At 71.9% G+C, this 20,085-nt stretch carries 15 protein-coding genes; 2 read left to right on the top strand and 13 right to left on the bottom strand.

Features of this window, described 5'->3' with window-relative positions:
• Window positions 1–93: 93 nt before the first annotated feature.
• Window positions 94–1,740, top strand: a complete 1,647-nt coding sequence (locus tag AMK33_RS39045; protein ID WP_079195160.1) for an IS1182 family transposase — start codon at window positions 94–96, stop codon at window positions 1,738–1,740.
• Here AMK33_RS39045 and AMK33_RS39040 read toward each other — a convergent pair.
• From AMK33_RS39040 to AMK33_RS38990, 11 genes are all read right to left on the bottom strand, one after another.
• Window positions 1,708–2,115 carry a hypothetical protein gene (locus tag AMK33_RS39040; protein WP_073938001.1) on the bottom strand — a complete coding sequence of 136 codons (408 nt, stop codon included), beginning with the start codon at window positions 2,113–2,115 and terminating at the stop codon, window positions 1,708–1,710. The genes AMK33_RS39045 and AMK33_RS39040 overlap by 33 nt on opposite strands.
• A gap of 126 nt (window positions 2,116–2,241) precedes the next feature.
• Window positions 2,242–3,591: a cytochrome P450 gene (locus tag AMK33_RS39035; RefSeq protein ID WP_073938000.1), complete on the bottom strand. Its 1,350-nt coding sequence runs from the start codon at window positions 3,589–3,591 to the stop codon at window positions 2,242–2,244.
• Window position 3,592: 1 nt separating this feature from the next.
• Window positions 3,593–4,132, bottom strand: coding sequence for a flavin reductase family protein (locus AMK33_RS39030; protein WP_073937999.1), 540 nt, complete (start codon window positions 4,130–4,132; stop codon window positions 3,593–3,595).
• Entirely contained in the window at window positions 4,129–4,587 is a 459-nt protein-coding gene (locus AMK33_RS39025; RefSeq protein ID WP_073937998.1) for an acyl-CoA thioesterase, read from the bottom strand. The genes AMK33_RS39030 and AMK33_RS39025 overlap by 4 nt, the downstream gene beginning before the upstream one ends.
• A 3-nt stretch (window positions 4,588–4,590) precedes the next feature.
• Window positions 4,591–10,527 carry a type I polyketide synthase gene (locus AMK33_RS39020; protein ID WP_073937997.1) on the bottom strand — a complete coding sequence of 1,979 codons (5,937 nt, stop codon included), beginning with the start codon at window positions 10,525–10,527 and terminating at the stop codon, window positions 4,591–4,593.
• On the bottom strand, window positions 10,524–11,615 hold the full coding sequence (locus AMK33_RS39015) for an enediyne biosynthesis protein (protein ID WP_073937996.1): 1,092 nt from the start codon (window positions 11,613–11,615) through the stop codon (window positions 10,524–10,526). The genes AMK33_RS39020 and AMK33_RS39015 overlap by 4 nt, the downstream gene beginning before the upstream one ends.
• Window positions 11,616–11,617: 2 nt before the next feature.
• Window positions 11,618–13,468 (bottom strand): CRTAC1 family protein, encoded by a 1,851-nt coding sequence (locus tag AMK33_RS39010; RefSeq protein WP_073937995.1) that lies wholly within the window; start codon window positions 13,466–13,468, stop codon window positions 11,618–11,620.
• Window positions 13,469–13,524: 56 nt separating this feature from the next.
• Window positions 13,525–14,514 carry a DUF1702 family protein gene (locus AMK33_RS39005; protein ID WP_073937994.1) on the bottom strand — a complete coding sequence of 330 codons (990 nt, stop codon included), beginning with the start codon at window positions 14,512–14,514 and terminating at the stop codon, window positions 13,525–13,527.
• An 81-nt stretch (window positions 14,515–14,595) separates the two neighbouring features.
• Window positions 14,596–15,585, bottom strand: coding sequence for a DUF1702 family protein (locus AMK33_RS39000; protein ID WP_073937993.1), 990 nt, complete (start codon window positions 15,583–15,585; stop codon window positions 14,596–14,598).
• A 103-nt stretch (window positions 15,586–15,688) separates the two neighbouring features.
• Window positions 15,689–16,132, bottom strand: a complete 444-nt coding sequence (locus AMK33_RS38995; RefSeq protein WP_073937992.1) for a winged helix-turn-helix transcriptional regulator — start codon at window positions 16,130–16,132, stop codon at window positions 15,689–15,691.
• A gap of 87 nt (window positions 16,133–16,219) precedes the next feature.
• Window positions 16,220–17,428: an IS701 family transposase gene (locus AMK33_RS38990; protein ID WP_073937991.1), complete on the bottom strand. Its 1,209-nt coding sequence runs from the start codon at window positions 17,426–17,428 to the stop codon at window positions 16,220–16,222.
• Between the two features lie 306 nt (window positions 17,429–17,734).
• On the opposite strand from AMK33_RS38990, the gene AMK33_RS38985 reads away from it, so the two are divergent.
• Complete coding sequence (locus tag AMK33_RS38985) at window positions 17,735–18,424, top strand: TetR/AcrR family transcriptional regulator (protein ID WP_073937990.1); 690 nt, start codon at window positions 17,735–17,737, stop codon at window positions 18,422–18,424.
• A gap of 6 nt (window positions 18,425–18,430) precedes the next feature.
• Here AMK33_RS38985 and AMK33_RS38980 read toward each other — a convergent pair whose 3' ends face one another.
• Both AMK33_RS38980 and AMK33_RS38975 read right to left on the bottom strand, forming a co-directional pair.
• Complete coding sequence (locus tag AMK33_RS38980; protein WP_073937989.1) at window positions 18,431–19,423, bottom strand: NAD-dependent epimerase/dehydratase family protein; 993 nt, start codon at window positions 19,421–19,423, stop codon at window positions 18,431–18,433.
• Window positions 19,420–20,046 carry a ScbR family autoregulator-binding transcription factor gene (locus tag AMK33_RS38975; protein WP_073937988.1) on the bottom strand — a complete coding sequence of 209 codons (627 nt, stop codon included), beginning with the start codon at window positions 20,044–20,046 and terminating at the stop codon, window positions 19,420–19,422. The genes AMK33_RS38980 and AMK33_RS38975 overlap by 4 nt, the downstream gene beginning before the upstream one ends.
• Window positions 20,047–20,085: the final 39 nt, after the last annotated feature.

Genomic DNA, 20,085 nt, shown 5'->3' with positions numbered 1-20,085 from the left:
CGACGCTGTTGGCGAATTCAAGGCGCGGCGTGACGTCGGCCTTCACGACCTGGTTGTGGTCGTGAAGGCCGACGTGCGTTGGGGGTGGGTGCGGTGTCGATGCAGCCGATGGGGCCGGGGAAGATTCCGACGGAGACGGTTCGGGTGGCACGAGCGGCGTTTCCGAAGGGGAGCCTCGCGATCACAGTCCGGGACGAGCTGGGGCCGCTGTTCGGCGATGAGGAGTTCGCAGACCTGTTTCCATCGCGTGGCAGGCCGGCGTGGTCACCGGGCAGGCTGGCGTTGGTGTTGGTGCTGCAGTTCGTTGAGGGCCTGACCGACCGGCAGGCCGCGGAGGCGGTGCGAGCCAGGATCGACTTCAAGTACGCCCTCGGGCTGGACCTGGAGAACCCCGGCTTCGATTACTCGGTGCTGTCGGAGTTCAGGGACCGGTTAGTCCATGCAGATGCCGGGCGCCGGGTCCTGGACGGCATTCTGGTGGCCGCGCGGGACAAAGGGCTCCTCAAGACAGCAGGCCGGGCGAGAACCGACTCCACCCACGTTCTTTCCGCCGCGCGCGAACTCTCCTGGCTCGAGATGGTGACTGAGACACTGCGTGCCGCGCTCAACGCTCTGGCGCAGGCAGCTCCCGAGTGGCTGGGCCGTATCGCGGAGCGGGACTGGTTCAGGCACTACTCGGTTCCGGCTTCGGAGTTCGGCTATCCCAAGGGCCGGGCCAGGCGGGAAGAGATGGCACTGCGGGTCGGCCGGGATGGGATGCGCCTGCTCCAGGCTGTCTGGTCTGTCGGAGCTCCGGAAGAACTGCGGACATTGCAGCAGGTGGAGACGCTGCGGCACGTCTGGGTCCAGTGCTTCCAGCAGGTCGAGGGTGCGGTGAGGAACAGAGCCCCAAAAGACCGGCCGCGGGGTGCGATGCGCCTGGTCACCCCCTATGACACCGAGGCACGCGGCAGCATCAAGCAGGATCTTCACTGGAACGGCTACAAGGTTCATTTCACCGAGACCTGTGAGCCGGATGCACCGAATCTGATCACGAACGTCGTGACTACTACGGCCACCGTTCCGGACGACCGCATGACGACTGTGATCCACGCTGCACTGGCCGGCCGGGCCATGCTTCCGGCAGAGCACTGGGTCGATACGGGCTATGCCAACGCCGGCGCCATGGCGGACGCCCGCGCTCATGGTGTCGCGCTGCACGGGCCACTCAAGTCGGTCACCAACGCTCAGGCACGAGCGGGCGCCTACGGCCAGGACGCCTTCACCGTGGACTGGGACAGCAAGCGTGTGACCTGCCCAAATGGCACCATCAACACCGGGTGGCGGGAGGACCGGTCCCAACAGGGTCTGCCCGTCGTCCGTGCACAGTTCTCCGCGCGAGACTGTCGGCCGTGTCCTGTCGTACGCGACTGCGTGCCGAACTTCAGGGCAAAGGGCCGGGCCATCACACTGCGGCCACAGCAGGCACACCGCGAACTCCAGCAGGCCCGCACACTCCAGCAGACCGACGAGTGGAAAGAACGCTACAAGGTCCGGGCTGGGATCGAAGGAACCATTTCACAAGGCGTGCACAGCTGTGACCTGCGCAGATCCCGCTACCGCGGCTTGGCCAAGACCAGCCTCCAGCACCAACTCACGGGCGCCGCGATCAACCTCGCCCGTATCAACGCCCACATCATTCAAATGCCCCGCGCCCGCACCCGCGTCTCACACTTCGCGGCGCTCCTGCCGATCAAGTAGCGAAGCAAGCTCCTGCGCAGTGACCGGCCCGCTGTCGCGAACGGGCTGGCCGATGTCGGCTGTCCAACCGGGTCTGACACGGGCAGTGAAGTCCGCGAAGTCCTTCCGCAAGTACTCCAGAGCGGACGGCTTCAGCCGGACCTGCTGACGGCTGTCCGCCCACCAAACCTCGAAATCAGTGATGGTGCCTTCAGCGGGCCATTGTTCTGCCTGTTCCGGCAACAGCAGGACGTCGACGAAGCCTCCGACGCCCAAGCCGACATCTACGAAGATCCCGATCGCCCCAGGTCTGGGCACCTTCACGACTGTGCCCCGCAAGACCTGCCCGAAGCGCAGATTCCCTCGAATCCGCTCCCACTCCGCATCCGTAACCACACAGCGCATCCTCGCAGCCCCACGGCACTGAGTCAGCCCGATCTCGTGGCGAGCGCGGGCTCACCACAAGATCAGGCTGATTTCGCCAACAGCGTCGACGGAACCCGCCGGCGGGGCGCTCGTACGTCAGTCCGCCTCACGGACCGTCATCGGCAGGCCGCCGCGCATCCGCAGCGACATCATCGGTTCCGGCACGCCCCGGTGTCCCGGTACGACGTCCAGGTCCAGGTCCCGGGTGACCAGCGCGGTGACGAAGACGGCCTCCATCATCCCGAGGCCGCTGCCCACGCAGAACCGGGGCCCCGCGCCGAAGGGGATGTAGGCGTACCGGGGGCGGTTGGCGGCCCGCGCCGCGTCGAAGCGGCCCGGGTCGAAGCGCTCGGGGTCGTCCCACAGGTCCGGGTGGCGGTGCAGGGTGTAGGGGCAGACCAGGACGTCGGCTCCGGCCGGGACCGGGAAGCCGCCCACCTCGTCGGCCTGCTGCGCGATGCGCGGCAGGATCCACACCGGCGGGTACAGCCGCATGGCCTCCTGGATCACCTGGGTGGTGTACGTCAGCTTGTGCAGGTCGTCGGCGTCCGGCGTCCGGCCGTCGGCCAGGACGGCGCGGGCCTCGTCCCGCAGCAGGTCGCGCACGTGCGGGTGACGCGCCAGCAGGAACAGGGTCCAGCCCAGGGTGCTCGCCGTGGTCTCGTGCCCGGCCAGGAGCAGGGTGACGAGTTCCTCGCGCAGCAGCCGGCGGCCCACGGCGGGGTCGTCGTGCCGGCGCGCGGCCAGGATCATCCGGGCGAACGCGTCGTCACCGGGAGCGGCCTCGTCCAGCCGGGAGGCCCGGTCGGCGACCAGTTCGTCGACGGTCCGGGCCAGGTCCCGGCGGGCCCTGCGGAACCGCCGCTGGGTGGCCAACGGCACCCAGGTCGGCACCAGCCCCTGCGTCACCATGTCGAACATCGCCTGGTCCTGGACCGCCTCGAAGGCGTGGGCGATGCCGCCGTGACCGTCCAGGGACGTGTCCATGAGGGTGCGGCCCAGCACTCCGAGGGTCAGCCCGGTGACCTCCTTGAGCACGTCGACGGGCCCCTGCCCGGCCCTGGTGCGCAGCAGGGCGACCAGCGCGGCCGCCTCCTCGGCGACCGCTCCCGCCTGTTCGGCGATGCGCCGGGGCCGGAACGCGGGCTGGACGTTGGTGCGCTGGGCGCGCCACAGTTCGCCCTCGCTGGTGAGCAGCCCGTCCCCGAGGATCTTGCGGGACTCCACCAGGCCGATGCCCTTGTGGTAGTTGGCGGCGTTGTCGGCCAGGACGTGTTTGGCGTAGTCGGGCCGGTTGAAGATGTACATCTTCTTCGGCCCCATGGCGACCCGCACGGCGTCGGACAGCCGGGCGGCGTCCTCCATCATGCCGAGCCGGTCCACGGCGAGTTTGCGCAGCAGCCCGGGCAGGGCCCACACCGGCGGGCCCGGGGGGTGCACGCTCATGTCACACCTCCGGTGCGCGCTCGGAGAGCTGCCGGAAGCGGCCCCCGTGGAACACCAGCGGCTCGCGCTCCGGCGCCTGGTCCAGGGCGAGTACGCGGCCCAGGAAGACCGCGTGGTCGCCACCGTCGTACGTCCGCCAGCTCGCGCATTCGAAGTGGGCCGCCGCCCCCGCGATCAGGGGGGCGGCGCTCTCGTGTCCCGGCAGCCAGCCGACGGCGTCGAACTGCCGTGCGCCGGCGGGCCGCGAGCGGCTGGCGAAGTACCGGGCCACGTCCTCCTGGTCCGCGGCCAGCACCGACACGGCGAACGTGTCGGCCTCGGCGAGGCTCCGGTACATGCCGGCGTCCCTGCCGACGCACAGCAGTACGAGCGCCGGGTCGAGGGAGACGGAGGTGAACGAGTTGGCGGTCATGCCCCGCGGGGAGGTGCCGCCGACCGTCACCACGGTCACCCCGGTGGCGAACGCCCCGAAGGCCCGCCGCAGCCGGGTGGCGTCGCCCGCGGAGGCGGTCCACGGCGGCGCGGCGGTCAGGGTGCTCATGCGGTCCGTCCCGTCAGGGAGGCGGGCCGCGCGCCGTACGGCTGCAGCGCGCGGGCCAGGGCCTCCGGGATGAGGGAGGGCACCGTGTTGGTGTTCGGGCCGCGCATGCAGGCGATGCGCTGGCGGCCGCGGGCCACCAGGACCTCGGCGCCGCCGGTGACCTTGATGTAGTCGAAGCCGAACTCGAGCTGTGTCTGGCCCAGTTCGGACAGGCGCATCCGGATGGACAGCTCGTCGAACGCGGTGATCTCGGCGAAGAACTCGCAGTCCACCTTCAGCGTGAACAGCTTGAGGTCGTCCTGGAGGTCCGCCAGGATCTCCGGGGCCTTGTCCTGGAGGAACATCTCCCGGCAACGCCCTTGCCAGCGCAGGTAGTTGACGTAGTAGACATTGCCGACGAGGTTGGTCTCCTCGAAGCCGACGGTGTGCCGGTACTCGAAGTAGTCTTCCGCCATGGTCTAGGGCCGCCCTTCGGTTCGGTCCGTGTCGTGCACGAGGAAGGCGAAGACCGCGGGTTCCAGGGCGTCGCGCAGCGCGGTGACGAAGGTGGCGATGCGGATGCCGCCGACGGCGAACTCCACCCACGCCTCCCTGCGTCCGGGCAGCACGGTCAGCGGTGCCCCCGCCATGATCCCGGCCTTCTGGAGGCACTCGACGGCGCTCCACACCCGCGTGGCGGCGGTGTCGGGCGCCTCACCGGTCTCCTTGGCGACCAGCCGCGCCACCGGGGCGTGCTCGCCGAGCAGCCCCTGCCATTCGGCCTCCGAGCGCATGCTGACCGCTTCGATGTCGCAGGCCACCTCCGAGCCGGAGACGGCGCTGAGGGTCACCCCGAGCCCGTGTGCCGCGGACATCGACAGGTGCCGGTCCGGCGGGAGTTCGGGGCGTCCGTCGGGCCGGTGGCCGACCGTCACCGGGGTGCCCAGGGCGCGGGCCGCCGCGTCCGTGGTGAAACCGCGGCGCTGGGTCACCGAGCCGGCGGGCTGTCCGCCGTGCGGTTCGACGGCGACCGCGATGCGGGCGTCCAGGACGTCTTCGAGCGTGCGCTCCAGGTACGGGCCGAGCAGGGGCGCGACCCAGGGTCCTGCCCCGTCGGTCCGGCGCACGGCGTGCAGGGTCAGTCCCTCCCAGCGCTCGACGACGGTGCCGTCCTCGTCCCGTACGGCGATGTCGTAGACGTAGGTGTTGCCGTCCCGGCTGCGTTCGACGGCCGTGTACCTCAGCCGCTCCGGCACGTGGTCGCCGGAGCCGAGCGGGTGGATCCGCTCGACGCCGGACGGCAGCAGGGTGGCGTCGGGCACGCAGACCTGGTTGCCGTGCATGAGCGCGTCGCGCATGCCCGGGTCGGCCAGCAGCAGCTGTCCCGGCAGGAACCCGGCGAACCAGCCCTCGGGCCGGCGCCGCACGTCGACGTCGGCGTCGACGTGCCGGGCCGCGGCCCGGTGGAAGCGGCGCAGCCGCTGGAAGCGCCCGCCCTGGAAGAGCAGCCCGCCGTACAGGTCGGCGGCCGGGTCGAGCGGGACCGGGACGGTGCCCTCGGGCACCTGCTCGGGCGGTCCGTCGGGGGCCTGGGCGCCGCCGAAGACGAGCCGGGCCCGGAAGTGCTCGGCCACGAAGCCGGTGTCCTCGGCGTGCACGGCGACGTCGACGGTGTCGCGGCCGGTGACGGTGGCGGCGACGCGGATCCGGGTGCTGCCGTCCGGCGGCACGACGATGGGCCGCAGGAACTTCGCCCCCTCGATGACGGGGGTGCCGTCCCAGCCGGTCGCGGCGGTCGCGACCTGCGTCATCGCCTCCATGCCCATGACGGCGGGCAGCAGCAGGTTCCCGTCGAGCAGGTGGTCGGCCAGGTAGGGGTCGGTGCCCGCGTTCAGTTCCACCTCGGTGACGAGTTCGACGCCGTGGTAGCGCACCAGCGGGTTGCCGGTGAACCGCAGCAGCGGCAGCGGCGGCAGGTCGCGGCGTACGGTCTCGATGCCCTCGGTGCGGCCGCTGACGACCGTGACCACGGGGGCGTCCGGGTCGGAGATCAGGCGCAGCAGGATCTCCACGCCCTGGTCGGGCGAGACGGGCGTGATGCCCTCGCGGGAGAGCGACTCGACGACGGAGAGCTTCTCGCCCATGCCGACGCCGGACCACACCGACCACTCCACACACCTCGCGCGCAGCCGCGGATGGGTGCGGGCGGTCTCCTCGGTGAGGTCGGCCAGCCACTCGTTGGCGGTGGCGTAGTGGGCCTCGCCGCGCAGTCCCGCCCGGCCGATGATGCTGCCGAAGGAGACCAGCAGCTTCAGCCCGCCGGCCCCCACCGCGTCGAGGACGGTGCGCAGGCCGTCGACCTTCGGGGCGAAGGTGCGGCGGAAGTCCTGCGCGTCCAGTTCGGTCAGGGGGGCCGGTTCGTTGCGGCCGGCTCCGTGCAGTACGCCGGTGATCTTCCCCAGCGCCTTCTCCAGCTCGGCGACGGCCGCCGCGGTCCGCTCGGGGTCGGTGACGTCGGCGCGGGCGTAGTGCACGCCGACGCCGCTGTCGGCCATCCGCGCCAGGTTCTCGGCGAGTTCGGTGTCGGCGGCCGGGTCCGACCGGCCGAGCACGGCCAGCTTCGCCCCGGTCCTCCGGGCGACGGCCAGGGCGCACTCGGCGGAGATGCCCTTGCCGCCGCCGGTCACCAGCAGTACGTCCGTGGCGCCGAGCGGGAGGTCGGTGTTCTCCTGCTCGACCGGCAGGGCGCGCAGGGTCGGCACGCGCCGCACCCCGGCCGTGTCGTAGTGGGCCTCGCTGAACCGGTCGGTCGCGCGGACCTCGGTAACGACACGTGCCACCGCTTCCCCGTTCAACGGGGTCTGGACGATCGTGGTGCGCAGGTGCGGGGCCTCCTGGTGCAGGGTCTTGGCCAGGCCCGCCGCGCCGCGTCCGTCCTGCACCAGGACGAACCGCCGCTGCCGGTCCCCCGCCAGGGCGTTCCTGGCGGCGGCGAGCACCTCGTCCACCTGCTGCGGGGTGCAGCCCCGGGGCAGGACGGCGAGGACGCCGGCGCCGGTGCCGGCGCCTTCCAGCGCCTTCTTCAGGTCCTGGCAGAAAGCCTGCTCGGCGGTGCCGAACAGTTCCCACACGCCGTCCGCCTCGGCGGCGCCGGCCGGCGGCACGGCCACCTCCGCCAGGTCCACGGCGAACGGCCGCGCCCAGGGTGCGGCGCCCGTCACCGCGGCGGCGCCGGCGGTGTCCTCGGCCGCCGCGGCGCCGGTGCTGACCAGGGTGTCCAGGGCCTCGGCGAGTTCGGTGAGGCTGGCGGTGGCGAAGTTGGTCGAGAGCTGGGTCGGCGCGATCCCGAGGCGGGCCGCCGCGAGGTTGACGATCTGGCCGACGGTGATGGAGCTCAGGTGCAGGTCGTCCAGGAGCCGGCTGTCGGGGTCGACGAGTTCGGCCGGGAGTTCGGCGCGTTCGGCGACCAGGGCGCGCAGCACGTCAAGCGCCGGTTCCCGCTCCGTGGCCGTCTCCCGCTCCGTGGCCGTCTCCTCGACGGCGGGGGACGCCCCGCCCGTGGAGGCCGCGGGCACGGCGGCCGGAGGTGCCTGGGCGGCGGACGTGCGTGCCGGTGCCGGTGCCGCGGTCGCGGTCGCGCCGGCCGGGACCCGCGCGGCCGCCGGGCGCGGCGCGCGGACGGCGGGCGGGCCGTCGTGGGGCGCCTGCTCGCACGGGCTGGCGAGGAAGGAGAACTCCTGGCCCACCTTCAGCGGCCGGATCAGCCGGTCCCGGAAGAGGGCCTCGAGCGCGACGGGCGCGCCCGCGACGAACGCGGCGCCCGCGACGCCCAGGAGGCCGCGCAGCGACTCGTCGTCGGTGTCCAGCGCGACGGCCGGGACGTCCGTGGCCGCCCGCGCGATGCCGCTGAGCACCCGGCCCGGTCCGACCTCGACGAACAGGTCGGCGTGCCGGGCCGCTTCGCGCACCGCCTGGGTGAAGCGGACGGGAGCGGTGATCTGGCGGCTCAGCAGCGTGGGGATGTCGGTGTCCCGGTCCAGTTCGCCGCCGGTGACGGTGGAGACGACCCTGCCGTGGACCTGCCCGAGGCTCGCCTCGGCCAGCCAGGTGCCGAACGACTCGGCCGTCGGGGCGACCAGGGGCGAGTGGAAGGCGTGGGAGACGGCGAGCCGGGTGCAGTCCACGCCGGCCTCATCGGCCCGGCGCTCGACGTCCCGGACCGCCTCGACGGTGCCGGCGACCACGGTCTGTTCGGGGCCGTTGTATCCGGCGACGACCACGTCGAGGCCGGTGATCAGCTCCTCCGCCCGCTCGGGGGACGCCTGCAGGGAGGCCATGGTGCCCGAGGCGCTGTGCCGGGCCATGGCCCCGCCGCGCACCCGCGCCGCCTCCAGCAGCGTCCGCTCGTCGAAGGCTCCCGCCCAGTGCAGGGCCGAGAGCTCGCCGAGGCTGTGCCCGACGGCGACGGCGGCCTCCAGGCGCAGCGTGTCGAGGACGCGCAGGCCGGCGGCGGAGCCGGTGGCGATGCGCGGCTGGGCCACGTCGGTGGCGACCATGTCGCCGGTGCTCGGCAGACCGGCCTGCTCGAAGACGTCGGCGGCCTGCGCGAAACGGCGGCGCAGCGCGCCTCCGCCGGTGCCCTTGCCGGAGCCCTGCCCCGGGAAGAGGAACCCGATCCGGGCGGGTCCGGTGACCTTGCCCAGGAAGCCGCGTGCGTCGGTGGTGGTGTGGGTGCTCTCGCCGTTCTCCAGCAGGCCGGCCAGGTGGCGCAGGCGCCGCTCGGCGTCCTCCGGGGAGGAGACGACGACGGCCGCGCGGTGCGGCCTGCCGCGCAGTTCGCGCTGGAGGGTGGCGGCCAGGTCGGCGACCTGCCCGTAGGACACACCGGCGACGAAGTCGGCGACCTCGGTGATCCGGGTGCGCAGGTGCCGGGGCGACTCGGCGTCGAGGACGAGCAGTTCGCAGTCCTGCGGGGCGTACGCCGGCTCGACGGGCCGGCGGCGCGCCGGCGGCCGGCGCCGGACGGCGGGTTCGTCGAGGACCACGTGCGTGTTGATGCCGCCGAAGCCCATGGCGGTGATGCCGGCCCGGCGCGGCACCCCCTCGGGCCAGGGTTCCGCCCGGCGCAGCGCCTTGAGGTTGGCCTGGTCGCCGGTGAGTACGTCGTGCGGGTCGACGGTGCCGATCGACGGCGGGACGGTGTGGTTGTCGAGGGCCAGGGCGGCCTTGATCAGGCCCGCCACGCCGGCGGCGGCCTTGGTGTGGCCGATCATGCCCTTGACCGAGGTGATGGCGGCGACGGGGACGTCCGGTCCGGCCGCGGCGCGTTCCTCGGTGAGCGCGGTGAGCTCGGTGGTGTCGCCGACGGGGGTCCCGGTGCCGTGGCCCTCGAAGAGGCAGACCGTCTCGATGCCGAAGCCGGCCCGTTCGTAGGCGCGTCGCAGGGCCAGCCGGTAGCCGCTGACCTCGGGGCGGGTGATCCCGCCCTGTCCGTCCGAGGAGACGCCCCAGCCCGCGATGGTGGCGTAGATGCGGTGGCCTGCCGCGAGGGCGTCCTCCTCGCGCATCATGACGACGATCCCGCAGCCCTCCCCCGGCCAGAAGCCGTTGGAACCGCGGTCGTAGAGCCTCATCTCGCCCTTGGCGAGGGCGCCCGTCTTGGCGAAGCCGATGATCTCGAACGGGTCGATCGACAGGTCCACGCCGCCGGCGACACCGACGTCGATGTCGCCGGAGAGGAGGGCGGTGCCGGCCGTGGTGACCGACAGCAGGGAGGAGGAGCACGCCCCGTCGACGGTGTATCCGCCGCCGCCCAGGTCGAAGTGGTTGCAGATGCGGCCCGCGATGGTGTTGGCGAGCCCTCCGGCGAGCGAGTCCTCGTCGATGGCCGGGAACGGCTCCTTGTACGAGGTCTCGACCTCGGCGAGGAAGTCCGCGATGCGGGCGTCGTCCCAGCCGTCCTGCCCGGCGAGGGCGGAGGCCATCACGCGCCGTACGTAGGGCCAGCGCAGCCGCATGACGTTCGCGCGGGAGAACTCGCCGGTGAGCGTGTTGCCCACCACCACTCCGGTGCGTTCGCGCGGCAGTCCCTCGCCGCCGGGGAATCCGGCGTCGGCCAGGGCCCGTCCGGCGGTGTCGAGGGCGAGCCAGTGCGTCATGTCCGTCGAGCGGAAGGTGCTGCCCGCGATGCGGTGGGCGACCCGGTCGAACGCGTAGCCCTCGATGACGGCGGCGTTGCGCGCGTAGAAGGTGTCGGGGGTGGACGGGTCGGCGTCCCAGTAGTCGTCCAGGTTCATCCGGACGTCGGGCAGCCGGCGGAAGGCACGCCGTCCGGCGACGGCGTTGTCCCACAGTTCCTGGGGGGAGTCGGCGTCGGGGTAGCGGCACGCTATGCCGACGATGGCGATTCTGCTCATGCGGTCACCGGCACCTTACGAGTCGGCTCCGAGGCCGCGGGCGGGCAGGCGCAGGCGTCCGCCGGGCAGTCGCACGCCGGGGCGGGCTCGGTGTTCGGGTCCGTGGTCCGTCCGGTCGCGCCGTCCCGGTCCACGGTCTTCTCCACGTTCTGTTCGACGGTCTGTTCGACGGCGGCCAGCGCCAGGGCCTCCTCGGCGCGCCGCTTGGCCACGATGTCCGCGGTCCACAGGAAGGCGCCCCGGATGGCGCAGACGAGCGCGGTGGCGAAGAAGAGGCCGTAGGCCACGCTCATGGCGGTCAGGACGCCGTACATGGCGGCGACTCCGCCGCCGAAGGCGATCTGGCCCCACTTGGAGGAGGGGGTCGTGCCGGGGTCCGTGATCATGTAGTTGGTGAAGAGCACGAACGCGACGCCGGTCATCATCGCCAGGGCCGCCGGGATGGAGGTGCCGAACATCAGGCCGCGTACGACGGCCTGGAGGGCGAAGCCGCCGACCCAGGCGAGGATGAGCCACATGCGCTCGGTGAGCTTGGCGTTGAGCATCGTGCCGAGGGTGATGATGATCGCCGGGACGAGCCAGTCGAAGCCGCCGTCGAGGTACTCGGTGAACTGGTACGGCGGTGCGATGGAGGCCCACGGGAACAGCAGCAGGATGACGGCGATCCCGAAGTTCGACGGGTTCATGACATGCCGCATGCGGCCCTTGAGCGGGGCCCTGAGCACCCACTTGGTGCCAACGGCGACGATGACGCCGAAGAGCATGACCCAGATGACGTCGTTGACGTAGGAGAGCATGTTCACCGCGAGCGCGGTGATGTGGGCCGGGAGCAGGAACTCCGCCAGGCCCTTGAAGCCGTTGCCCTTGAAGCGGGGGGCGCGGCCCTCGGCCCGGGCGCCGATCGCCTCCAGGGCGATCTCCAGCGCGTAGGCGACGGCCAGGGCGATGAAGGGCCAGGTCCAGGGCTGCTCGAAACCGAGCACGGTGTAACCGAAGACGTTGAGCACGGAGATCGAGATGGCGAATCTCCGCAGCGCCGTGACGACCTTCGTGCTGTGGCGCGGGTTGGCGGTCTGGGACGGGGACATGATCACTTCTCCTTGGCCTGGGTGCCGAGCTCGAAGCCGTGCCGGCCGGGCTCCATCCGCAGCTTCTGCTCGTGGACGTCACCGTTGCGGTCACGCCAGGTCAGCACGGTGGGCAGCGGCCCCTGGACGCCCTTGCCCAGGCCGATGTGCACGTCGGTGCTGCGCTTGCCGGAGTGGCCGCCCCCGCCGTCGAGACGGGCGACGCGCATGGTGCCGTCGGGCAGTTCGACACAGACCTCGGCGCCGACCACGGGCGCGCCGTCGGGGTGGGTCAGCTCCAGTTCCAGGGAGGAACCGGCGTTCTCGCTGACGTTGCGGAAGAAGGCCGGCTCGTCCCACTGGCGGGCGACGGCCATGTCGAGGCGGCCGTCGCCGTCCACGTCGGCGGTGGCGATGCCGCGGGTCGGGACGGGCTCGCCGATGCCGAGCTCCTGGGACAGGTTGGCGTACCGGCCGCTCTCCTGGTCCTTGGCGAAGAACCGCATCCGCTGGCTGCCGGCCAGGTCGTCGCCGACCTGGACGTTGGGCCACCACTGCGGGTTGGCGACCAGGGCGTCGTTGGCGGTGGCCAGTTCCTGGAGCTGCGGCCAGCGGTTGTGCTTGCCCTTGACGAAGCCGAGGGCCTGGGTGATCTCCAGGTTGCCGTCGTTGTCGAAGTCGCCCATCTTCACGTCCCAGCCCCAGCCGGACCAGGCGAGCCCGAGGGGGGCGGACTCGTCCTCGTAGGGGGCGTCGCCCTCCAGGAAGCTGCCCCGCAGCTCGGCCTTGCTGTCGGCCCGGTTGACGAAGGCGAAGTTGGACTCCTGGATGCCGAACGACGTCGTGATGTTGCTGACGAACATGTCGTACAGGCCGTCGTGGTTCAGGTCGCCGAAGTCGACACCCATGCCCTTGAACGAACTGCGGCCCAGCTCCTTGGACTTGGGGACGGTGCCGGAGTGCTCGGCCTTGACCTCGCGGAACTCGATCTCACCGGGGCGGGAGACGTTGTGCAGCAGGGCCGAGGTGCCGAAGTCGTGGGCGAGGTACACCTCCGGCAGCCGGTCGCCGTCGAGGTCGGCGGCCGAGGCGCCGAGCGACCAGCCCTTGTCCAGGCCCTGCGGGATGGCGTCGTCGGTCTTCTCGTACCCGTCCGGCGTCCAGCGGAAGAAGTGGCCGCCGCCGCCGTTGCGGGCCTGCGAGAGGGAGTCGTTCATGGTGACGCCGCCGTCCTTGGAGGGGTCCAGGACGGGGCTGTCGGGGAAGTAGTTGCCGATGTAGATGTCGTCGTGGCCGTCACCGTCGAAGTCGGCGACGGCGGCGGTGTTGGAGTTCCACAGCGGCCCGGTGTACTTCGCGCCGGGCTTGCCGGGCAGCAGCTCGGTGGGCCGGAAGGAGTCCGCCGTCAGCGGCGCGCCCTTGGCGCCCTTGTTCTCGAAGATGACGGGGGTGCGTCCCCAGTAGTAGACGAGGAGGTCCATCGCGCCGTCCTCGTTGTAGTCGCCGGGCACACAGCCCATCGGCGCCATGGTCGTGCTGACGCCGAGCGGCGCCGGGTCGAGCGCGAAGGCCGCGTAGGCGTCCCCCCGCGTCGGCGCGGGGGTGACCACCGCCTGGTCGATGCGCGGGTCGCTGACGCACAGGTCGTTCGGCAGCCCGTCGCGGTCGAGGTCGTTGAGGGCGATGCCCGCGCCGACCGAGGAGATCCACGCGTCGATGTGCTCGAAGGCCTTGTTGACCTTGCGGACCTCCTGCTTCTCGAATCCGGCAGGCATGGATATGGACATCGGCTCGAATGCGAAGTTCTTCGCGAGTGCGTCGACCTCGGAGGCCGACGACTCGGGAAGCCGCACCGCGTAGAAAGTTCCCACCATCAGGGCGAGGGCGACAATTCCCGGTGAATTTCTGCGCATCCAGTTCTTTGTGACCGTCACAGGTCGGCACCTTTCCGGAGCAGCGAAAGAGAGGAAAGTTCGGCGGAGACGTCACGCCGCCATGTCTCGTAGGCCGGGGAGGCGGCCCGCGGATCCGCCGTACGCGGTCTGAGCGCCCGGCACACGAGCGCGGCCCGCTCGGCCGTCGTACCGCACACGACGCGGGCCGCGAGGTGGGTGTGCTCGATGACGGTGTCCGCCTTGATGCGCGCCTCGACGGCGAACGCGGAGCCCTGCGCGAGCGCCCAGCGGTGCTCGCCGGCCCCCTCGGCGAAGCTCCGCAGCTCGGCCTCGTCCGCCCCGCCCGCGTAGGTGCAGGCGAGCCCGGCGCCCGCGTACAGGTCGCCGTGGCGGTGCTCGGGGTAGGCGCGGATCAGGCCGGTGACGACCTCGGGGTCGGTGCCCCCGACGAACCACAGGGCGCGGCCGATGCCCTGGTCGATGGCGTTCGGCGTGTAGTGGTTGTGCCCGCCGCGCCAGCGGAAGGGGTGCTGGACCTCGGGCGTGCGGACGTAGGAGTCCGTCTTGAAGTACGCCTGGTGGAAGCCGTATCCGTCCAGGGCGAGCCAGCGCAGCAGGGGGTCGGTGGCGCTGATGTCGGGCCACAGCGGCTTGGGCAGCCGCGCCATCGCCCAGCCGATGCCGACGTGGATCATGTAGTCGTGGTGCCGCCCCTGGCCGGCCAGCAGACCGGCCAGGCGGCCGCTGTGGCCCGGGAGCGCGTCGTGGACCACGGCGCCCATGCCGGCGCCCTCGTACGCGAAGCCCCGCACGTCCCGGGGGACGGCCTCCAGCATCGCCTCGGTCTCGTCGGCCGAGGACGCCTCCATCGCGCAGGCGTAGCCCTGGAGGAATGTCTCGCCTATTCTCTCCAGCCGTGCCTTGGCTTCCTCGTTCTTCACGTGAAATCCACGCACCTCCATGGTCGTTTCCGAAACAGGAGGTGTGAACAGCTTGCGTCGAATAGCTCCAAACCCAGTGGCCACGGTGATGACCCGCCCCTCTCAGCTCCCTGGAATTTCGCCAGCAAATCAAATTGAGCCAGGGGGCGGGACCGCACGTCTACTTCATATGTGCTCAACGGAGGAAAGGGTGGTGAGCCGTTCACGCACCCCCGTGCGCCAGCCCTCGTAGGCGGGTGCGGTGGCGCTGCGGACGGCGGCCGGGGCGCAGTCGTCGGCGAGCAGGGCGGCGGCCTCGGCGGACAGTCCGGTGAACGCCTCGACGGCGGCCTCGGTGTGCGCGGGCACGAACCCCGCGTGATGGCGGGCCTTGGCGGCGAACACCGATCCCTGCGCCAGGTGCCCGAGGTCGGAGCGCGCCTCCTCGCGCAGCAGGGCCAGTTCTGCCGGAGTGCTCCCGCCGGCGAAGGTCGCGGCGAGACCGACGCCGCTCCACAGGTCCGCCTGCCGGTCCCCGGCGAACGCCCGGACGGCCGCGACGACGTGCCCGGCGTGCCCGCCGTGGATGAACCACAGGGCGCGGCCGACGCCCTGGTCGAAGGCGCGGCGCCAGTAGGAGGGGTCGCCGTCCCAGGCGTACGGGTCGTCCAGCCGTTGGCGGGTCACCCAGGTGTCGGTGTCGAAGTAGGCGCGGTCGAAGCCGTAGCCGTCGACGCACAGCCAGCTCATCTGCGGGTAGTACGCGGGCCCGGACAGATCGGGGACGAGCTTCTTCCACAGGGGGCGCGGCAGCTTGGCCATGGCGAAGCCGATGCCGATGTAGTTCAGGAAGATGTGCGGCCTGCCGCCGCCGGTGAGCAGGTCGCGGGTGCGGTGGCCGGACCGGCCCATCGCGTCGCGGACGGCGCACGCCATCGTGGCGCCCTCGTAGGCGAAGCCCCGCTGCTCGGGGTCGACCAGGTTCAGGCGGCGTTCGGTGGTCGCGAGGTCGCGGTCCTCGATCCCCCATTCGAAGCCGGTGACGACGGCCTGCGGAACGGCCTCCAGCCTCCGGGCCCGCTCGTCGTCCCGCACCGCGAACCCCCGGCCGGAGAAGCTCACCTCCTCCAGCGACGGGGCCATGACCAGTCTGCGCAGGGCTCCCAGTACGGGCATGTGCGTGCCTCCTCCGACGAGCCGCCCCGTTCCGGCGGCCGGGGGAGCCATCGTGGGCGGTGCGGCCCGCGCCGGGCATCTTCGGCCGTGCCCAGCGCGGCGTTCAGCGGATGCGGCGCACCTGGACCTCTTCGTCGTGCACGGCACGGCCGCACTGCGCGCAGCGCAGCTCCACGCGGACGGGGCTCTCGCAGCCGACGTGGTCCGCGCGGCGGGGCGGTCCCAGCTCGTGCGGCAGATTGCGGTCGCCCCACTGCATCAGGGCGAGGACGGCACAGGTGAGGTCCTTGCCCGCGGGGGTGAGCCGGTACTCGTACCGGACGGGCTTGTCCTGGTAGGGGACGCGCTCCATGACCCCGTGCTCGACCAGCCGGGTCAGACGGTTGGTCAGGACGTTCCTGGCGATGTCGAGGTTCTCCAGGAAACCTTCGAAGCGGCTGCTGCCGAGCAGCGCCGTACGGACGATCAGGAGCGTCCAGCGCTCCCCGATCACCTCGAGCGTCCGGGCGAGGTTGCAGTCCTGCCCCTCATACGTATGTCTCAGCATCTGATCACACCGGTAGGGAGGGCCTTTCGGCGGTTCCGGGGGTGGTCCGCGGCGGCGTTCCGTCACCGCGGGAGGGGGCGGCGGTGTTCACACCGCCGCCAGGAGGTGGCGTTCGGGCACCGCGGGGGCCTGCCGGGTGAACCGGTCGTAGGCGTAGGCCGCCGAGACGAGGGTCATGTGGTGGTGCCAGCCCGGATACGACCGGCCCTCGAAGTCGAGCAGTCCGAAGCCGTCCTTCATCTCGCGCACGGCCTCCCCCACCCGCGGCAGCAACTGGGCGAGCGCGAGCACGGATTCCGTACGGGCGTGGATGAGGCTGGTCAGCCAGAACTGGAGCGGGCGGCGTTCACTGTCGGACCGGACGGCCAGCAACCGGTAGGTGCGGTGGGCGTGGGCACCCGACGTGCCCTGACCGGGCAGGTGGACGAAGCTGGAGACGACCGTCACGGGGCGGCCGGTGCCGTCCCGGCGGGCCACCGTCTCGACGCGGTCCGGCATGCCGCCGCCCGCACCCAGGAGGCTGCCCGCCGTGAGGACCAGGCCGTAACCGTCACCGCTGCGGGGACGCTGCGTCCGCAGGTGCCGGCCGACCATCACGTGCAGGTTGCCGGGTACCGGGACGACGAAGTCCCGCCCGCGCACGGCGAGTCCGTGCAGCAGGGTCCTGACGCCGAAACCGGCGGCCGGGTCCAGGCTGCAGACGACCGGCAGGGGTGCGCTCCCGGCGCTGGTGGCGAGGGAGTCGATCAGGTCGAGGGCGTGCTGTTCCGCCGTGCGCAGTCCGGCGTCGGACGGGATGCGGGCACGCCGGCGGCGTTCGGGGTCCTTGGCCCAGGAACCCGGCAGCAGCAGACGCCAGTCGACCGGCGCGGCCGACCCCGCCGAGGCGAGGAAGGCGCCGACGCCGACCTGGCAGGTGACCGACCGTCCGGTGGAGGGCAGGAACCGGCGGTGCACCCCGCAGGAGTGCTCCCCCCGTTTGCGCAGTACGGCCTGGTCGACCACCCAGGCCATGGGGGGCGCCTGCCGCTCCACCCATCTGGCCAGCTCCGTGCGGACCGGATTCCAGTCCCAGGGACTCGCGTTGACGAACTGGTGGAGCGACTGGGAGGTGGCCGGCGAGGCCGAGACCGTCGCGGCGAGACGCCGGACCGACTTCTTGCCCGGGGTGGTGAGCAGCCCCTGCACATAGGCGTGGGCCCACCGGCGCTGATCGGCACGCGGCAGGCACTCGAAGATCTGCTCGGTGAAGACCGGTATCGAGGTGTTCGCGTGCGTCAGCGCTCGTCCAGCCATGGCAAGTTCCCTCCCTGGATCGGTCCGCGGCTGCCGACCGCGCTAAAATAATAGCGAACAACCTCTTTTTTTCTCGACTCCGGGGAGTTGACGAATGCACTTCGCCAAGTTGGCCGGCCCGCCCCCCTCCGAACCGCCCTCTGACCGGGCAGTTCGCCCACCGGCCCCCTTGCCGCCGGGCCGCGTACCACCGGGCCGCGGTCTGTCACGATCACTGGCTGTCACACGGAGAAGACCGCCACCGCAAGCGGGACCGCCGGCCTTCCGCCCGCGCCCGATGCCCCGTCACATGCCCGAGGAGGCGACATGGTGAGACAGGAGAGGGCCCTGCGCACCCGCGCGGCCGTGATCACGGCGGCCTCCGCGGAGTTCGCCCGCGCCGGTTACGACGGCACGTCGCTGTCCCGCATCAGCCAGCTGGCCGGCATGTCGGTCGGGGCACTGACCTTCCACTTCCCGACCAAGCAGGAACTGGCCGACGCCGTACAGGCGGAGGGGCGGTCCGTGACCCTCGCCGCACTGGACGGCCATGCCTACGCGGACCGCCAGGCACTGTGCCAGGTGGTCGGCCTCACCCTCGAACTGGCCCGGCTCATGGAGGAGAAGGCCTCGGTCCGTGCCGCCATCCGGCTGAGCAGGGAACGCCCGGGCTCGGCCTCCTGGTCACAGGCCTGGCTGCCGACCGTGCGCAAGCTCCTCGACGAGGCGCACGCGACCGGTCAGCTCCGGGAGAGCGCCCCGGCCGCCGACGTGATGACGCTGGTCGAGCACCTGACCGACGGAGCGGAGGTGTACCTGCGCGGCAGGGTCGAGGACGAGTCGGAACTCGGGAACGTCGTCGCACGCCTGCGCACCGTCTGGAGGCTCACGCTCACGGGGGTGTCGGCCGACCCGCCCGGCCCGGAGAGCCCAGGGCATCCACGGCACCCCGGGAACGCCAAAGTGCCGTTGCCGGCTCCGCGATCGGCGTCGCCGCTGAAGCCCGAACCGTCGTAACCTTCCTCAGCCGCCCTGCCGGGCGGCCACGGCCGACCGGTACCACGGAGCGGCGTCTTCCACCCGCGCCAGCGGCGACGGCCCCGGGGAACACCCGGCGACCCGCCAGACCTCGTCGCTCCGGTACCAGTGGTCGGTGGCGACCAGGGCGAACTGACGCTCGCTCACGGGAATCCGCGCGGCTCTCAGCCGCTCCAGGCACTCCTGCCAGGGCAGCTCCGCCGTCACGGCGGGCAGTACGTCGTACCGCGCCAGGGTGCGCAGCAGGTCCCCCACGCGCACCGGCCGGGGGTGGCTCGCGTGCCAGATGCCGCCGGGGCCGTCGGCCCTCCCGTCGGCCCGCCCGGGGGCGAGTGCGAGGTGGGCGACGAGCCGCGCCAGGTCGTCCACGGCCACCGCGGACACCAGGCCCCGTCCGCCGTCCCACACCGCGGGAACGGCGCGCAGGCACTGGGCGAGCAACGGCACGACCCAGCGGTCCCCCCTGCCGAGCACCAGTCCCGGACGCAGCACGGTGGCGCCCGCGGCCAGGGCATGGGTCTCCCCGGCCAGCCGGGTGCGACTGGCCGGGGAGACGGGCGCGGGGGCGACCTCGTTCACCCCGGTCCCCCGGTGCGGGCCGGGACCGTACACCGCCGCCGTCGACAGGTGCACGACGCGGCTCACGCCGCACCGGGCCGCCTCCCGCATCAGAGCGGCCGTCCCGTCGACGTTGACCGCGGCGCACTCGGACTCGTCCGGGCTGATGACGGCGGCCATGTGGAGGAGCACGTCGGCCCCCTCGCACACGCCGCGCAGCGTCCGGGGCCGCGCCATGTCCGCCCGGACCCACTCGTCGACCGGACCGGCGCCCTCCGGCCGCCGTCTGCCGACCGCCCGGACGACCAGGCGTTCACCCGGGCCGGCATCTTCCCCCGTGCGGTGCCCGGCGAGTTCGCGGAGCACCGTCGAACCGATGAACCCGGTGGCGCCGGTCAGCACCACGCGCAACGGTCTCATGCGGCCAGCCGCTGGGGGTCCGCCGGGAACGAGAGCTTCGCCCTGGCCTGCGGAGTGGCGACGGCGGGGAGCAGGTAACGCCACATCGACACGATGCGTTCCGGCAGATCGACGCGTTCGCTGGCGACGTTGGAGAACACCTGGATGCCGCTGTAGGCGCCGACGAGCACGTTGGCGAACTCCGTCTCGTCGACGTCGGCGAGCAGTTCGCCTCGTCCCCGGGCCTCACGCAGCAGCCCGCGGAACTCGTTCACCCACTCCTGGTACGCCGTGTCGTCACGGGCCCCGAACTCGCCCTGCTCGACGGCGAGCCGCACGCTGGCCCGGAACAGCACGTTGTTCTGCAGCTCGCGGGCGAGGAAGAAGGTGAGGTCGATCAGCTTCTGAAGGCCGGCCGTCTCCACGGAGAAGTGCACGAACTCCTGCTGGTGGGCCAGCACGGCCTGCGCCAGACTCCTCTTGGACTTGAAGTGGAAGTACATGCCGCCCTGGGTCACCTGGGCCCGGTTCATGATCTTGCTGATGCTGGCTCCGCTGTAACCGCACTCGTCGAAGATCTCCGCAGCCGCGTACAGGATCGTCTCCCGGGTCTTCACAGCCCGTTCCTGCTTCGGCTCAGCCATCTCAGTGCCTCGATCACTCTCGACAAAAAAAACGAACGC

Origin of the sequence: Streptomyces sp. CB02400, from assembly GCF_001905725.1 — a bacterium.
Lineage (GTDB): Bacteria > Actinomycetota > Actinomycetes > Streptomycetales > Streptomycetaceae > Streptomyces > Streptomyces atrovirens.
The sequence above is the reverse complement of the archived record's forward strand: the minus strand, read 5'-3'. Positions and strand labels throughout refer to the sequence as shown.

Coding starts and splice junctions, on each gene's coding strand:
- AMK33_RS39035 (WP_073938000.1), bottom strand. CDS start 3,591: ATGAGCGTGCACCCCCCGGGCCCGCCGGTGTGGGCCCTGCCCGGGCTG.
- AMK33_RS39030 (WP_073937999.1), bottom strand. CDS start 4,132: ATGAGCACCCTGACCGCCGCGCCGCCGTGGACCGCCTCCGCGGGCGAC.
- AMK33_RS39025 (WP_073937998.1), bottom strand. CDS start 4,587: ATGGCGGAAGACTACTTCGAGTACCGGCACACCGTCGGCTTCGAGGAG.
- AMK33_RS39020 (WP_073937997.1), bottom strand. CDS start 10,527: ATGAGCAGAATCGCCATCGTCGGCATAGCGTGCCGCTACCCCGACGCC.
- AMK33_RS39015 (WP_073937996.1), bottom strand. CDS start 11,615: ATGTCCCCGTCCCAGACCGCCAACCCGCGCCACAGCACGAAGGTCGTC.
- AMK33_RS39010 (WP_073937995.1), bottom strand. CDS start 13,468: ATGGTGGGAACTTTCTACGCGGTGCGGCTTCCCGAGTCGTCGGCCTCC.
- AMK33_RS39000 (WP_073937993.1), bottom strand. CDS start 15,585: ATGCCCGTACTGGGAGCCCTGCGCAGACTGGTCATGGCCCCGTCGCTG.
- AMK33_RS38995 (WP_073937992.1), bottom strand. CDS start 16,132: ATGCTGAGACATACGTATGAGGGGCAGGACTGCAACCTCGCCCGGACG.
- AMK33_RS38990 (WP_073937991.1), bottom strand. CDS start 17,428: ATGGCTGGACGAGCGCTGACGCACGCGAACACCTCGATACCGGTCTTC.
- AMK33_RS38985 (WP_073937990.1), top strand. CDS start 17,735: ATGGTGAGACAGGAGAGGGCCCTGCGCACCCGCGCGGCCGTGATCACG.
- AMK33_RS38980 (WP_073937989.1), bottom strand. CDS start 19,423: ATGAGACCGTTGCGCGTGGTGCTGACCGGCGCCACCGGGTTCATCGGT.
- AMK33_RS38975 (WP_073937988.1), bottom strand. CDS start 20,046: ATGGCTGAGCCGAAGCAGGAACGGGCTGTGAAGACCCGGGAGACGATC.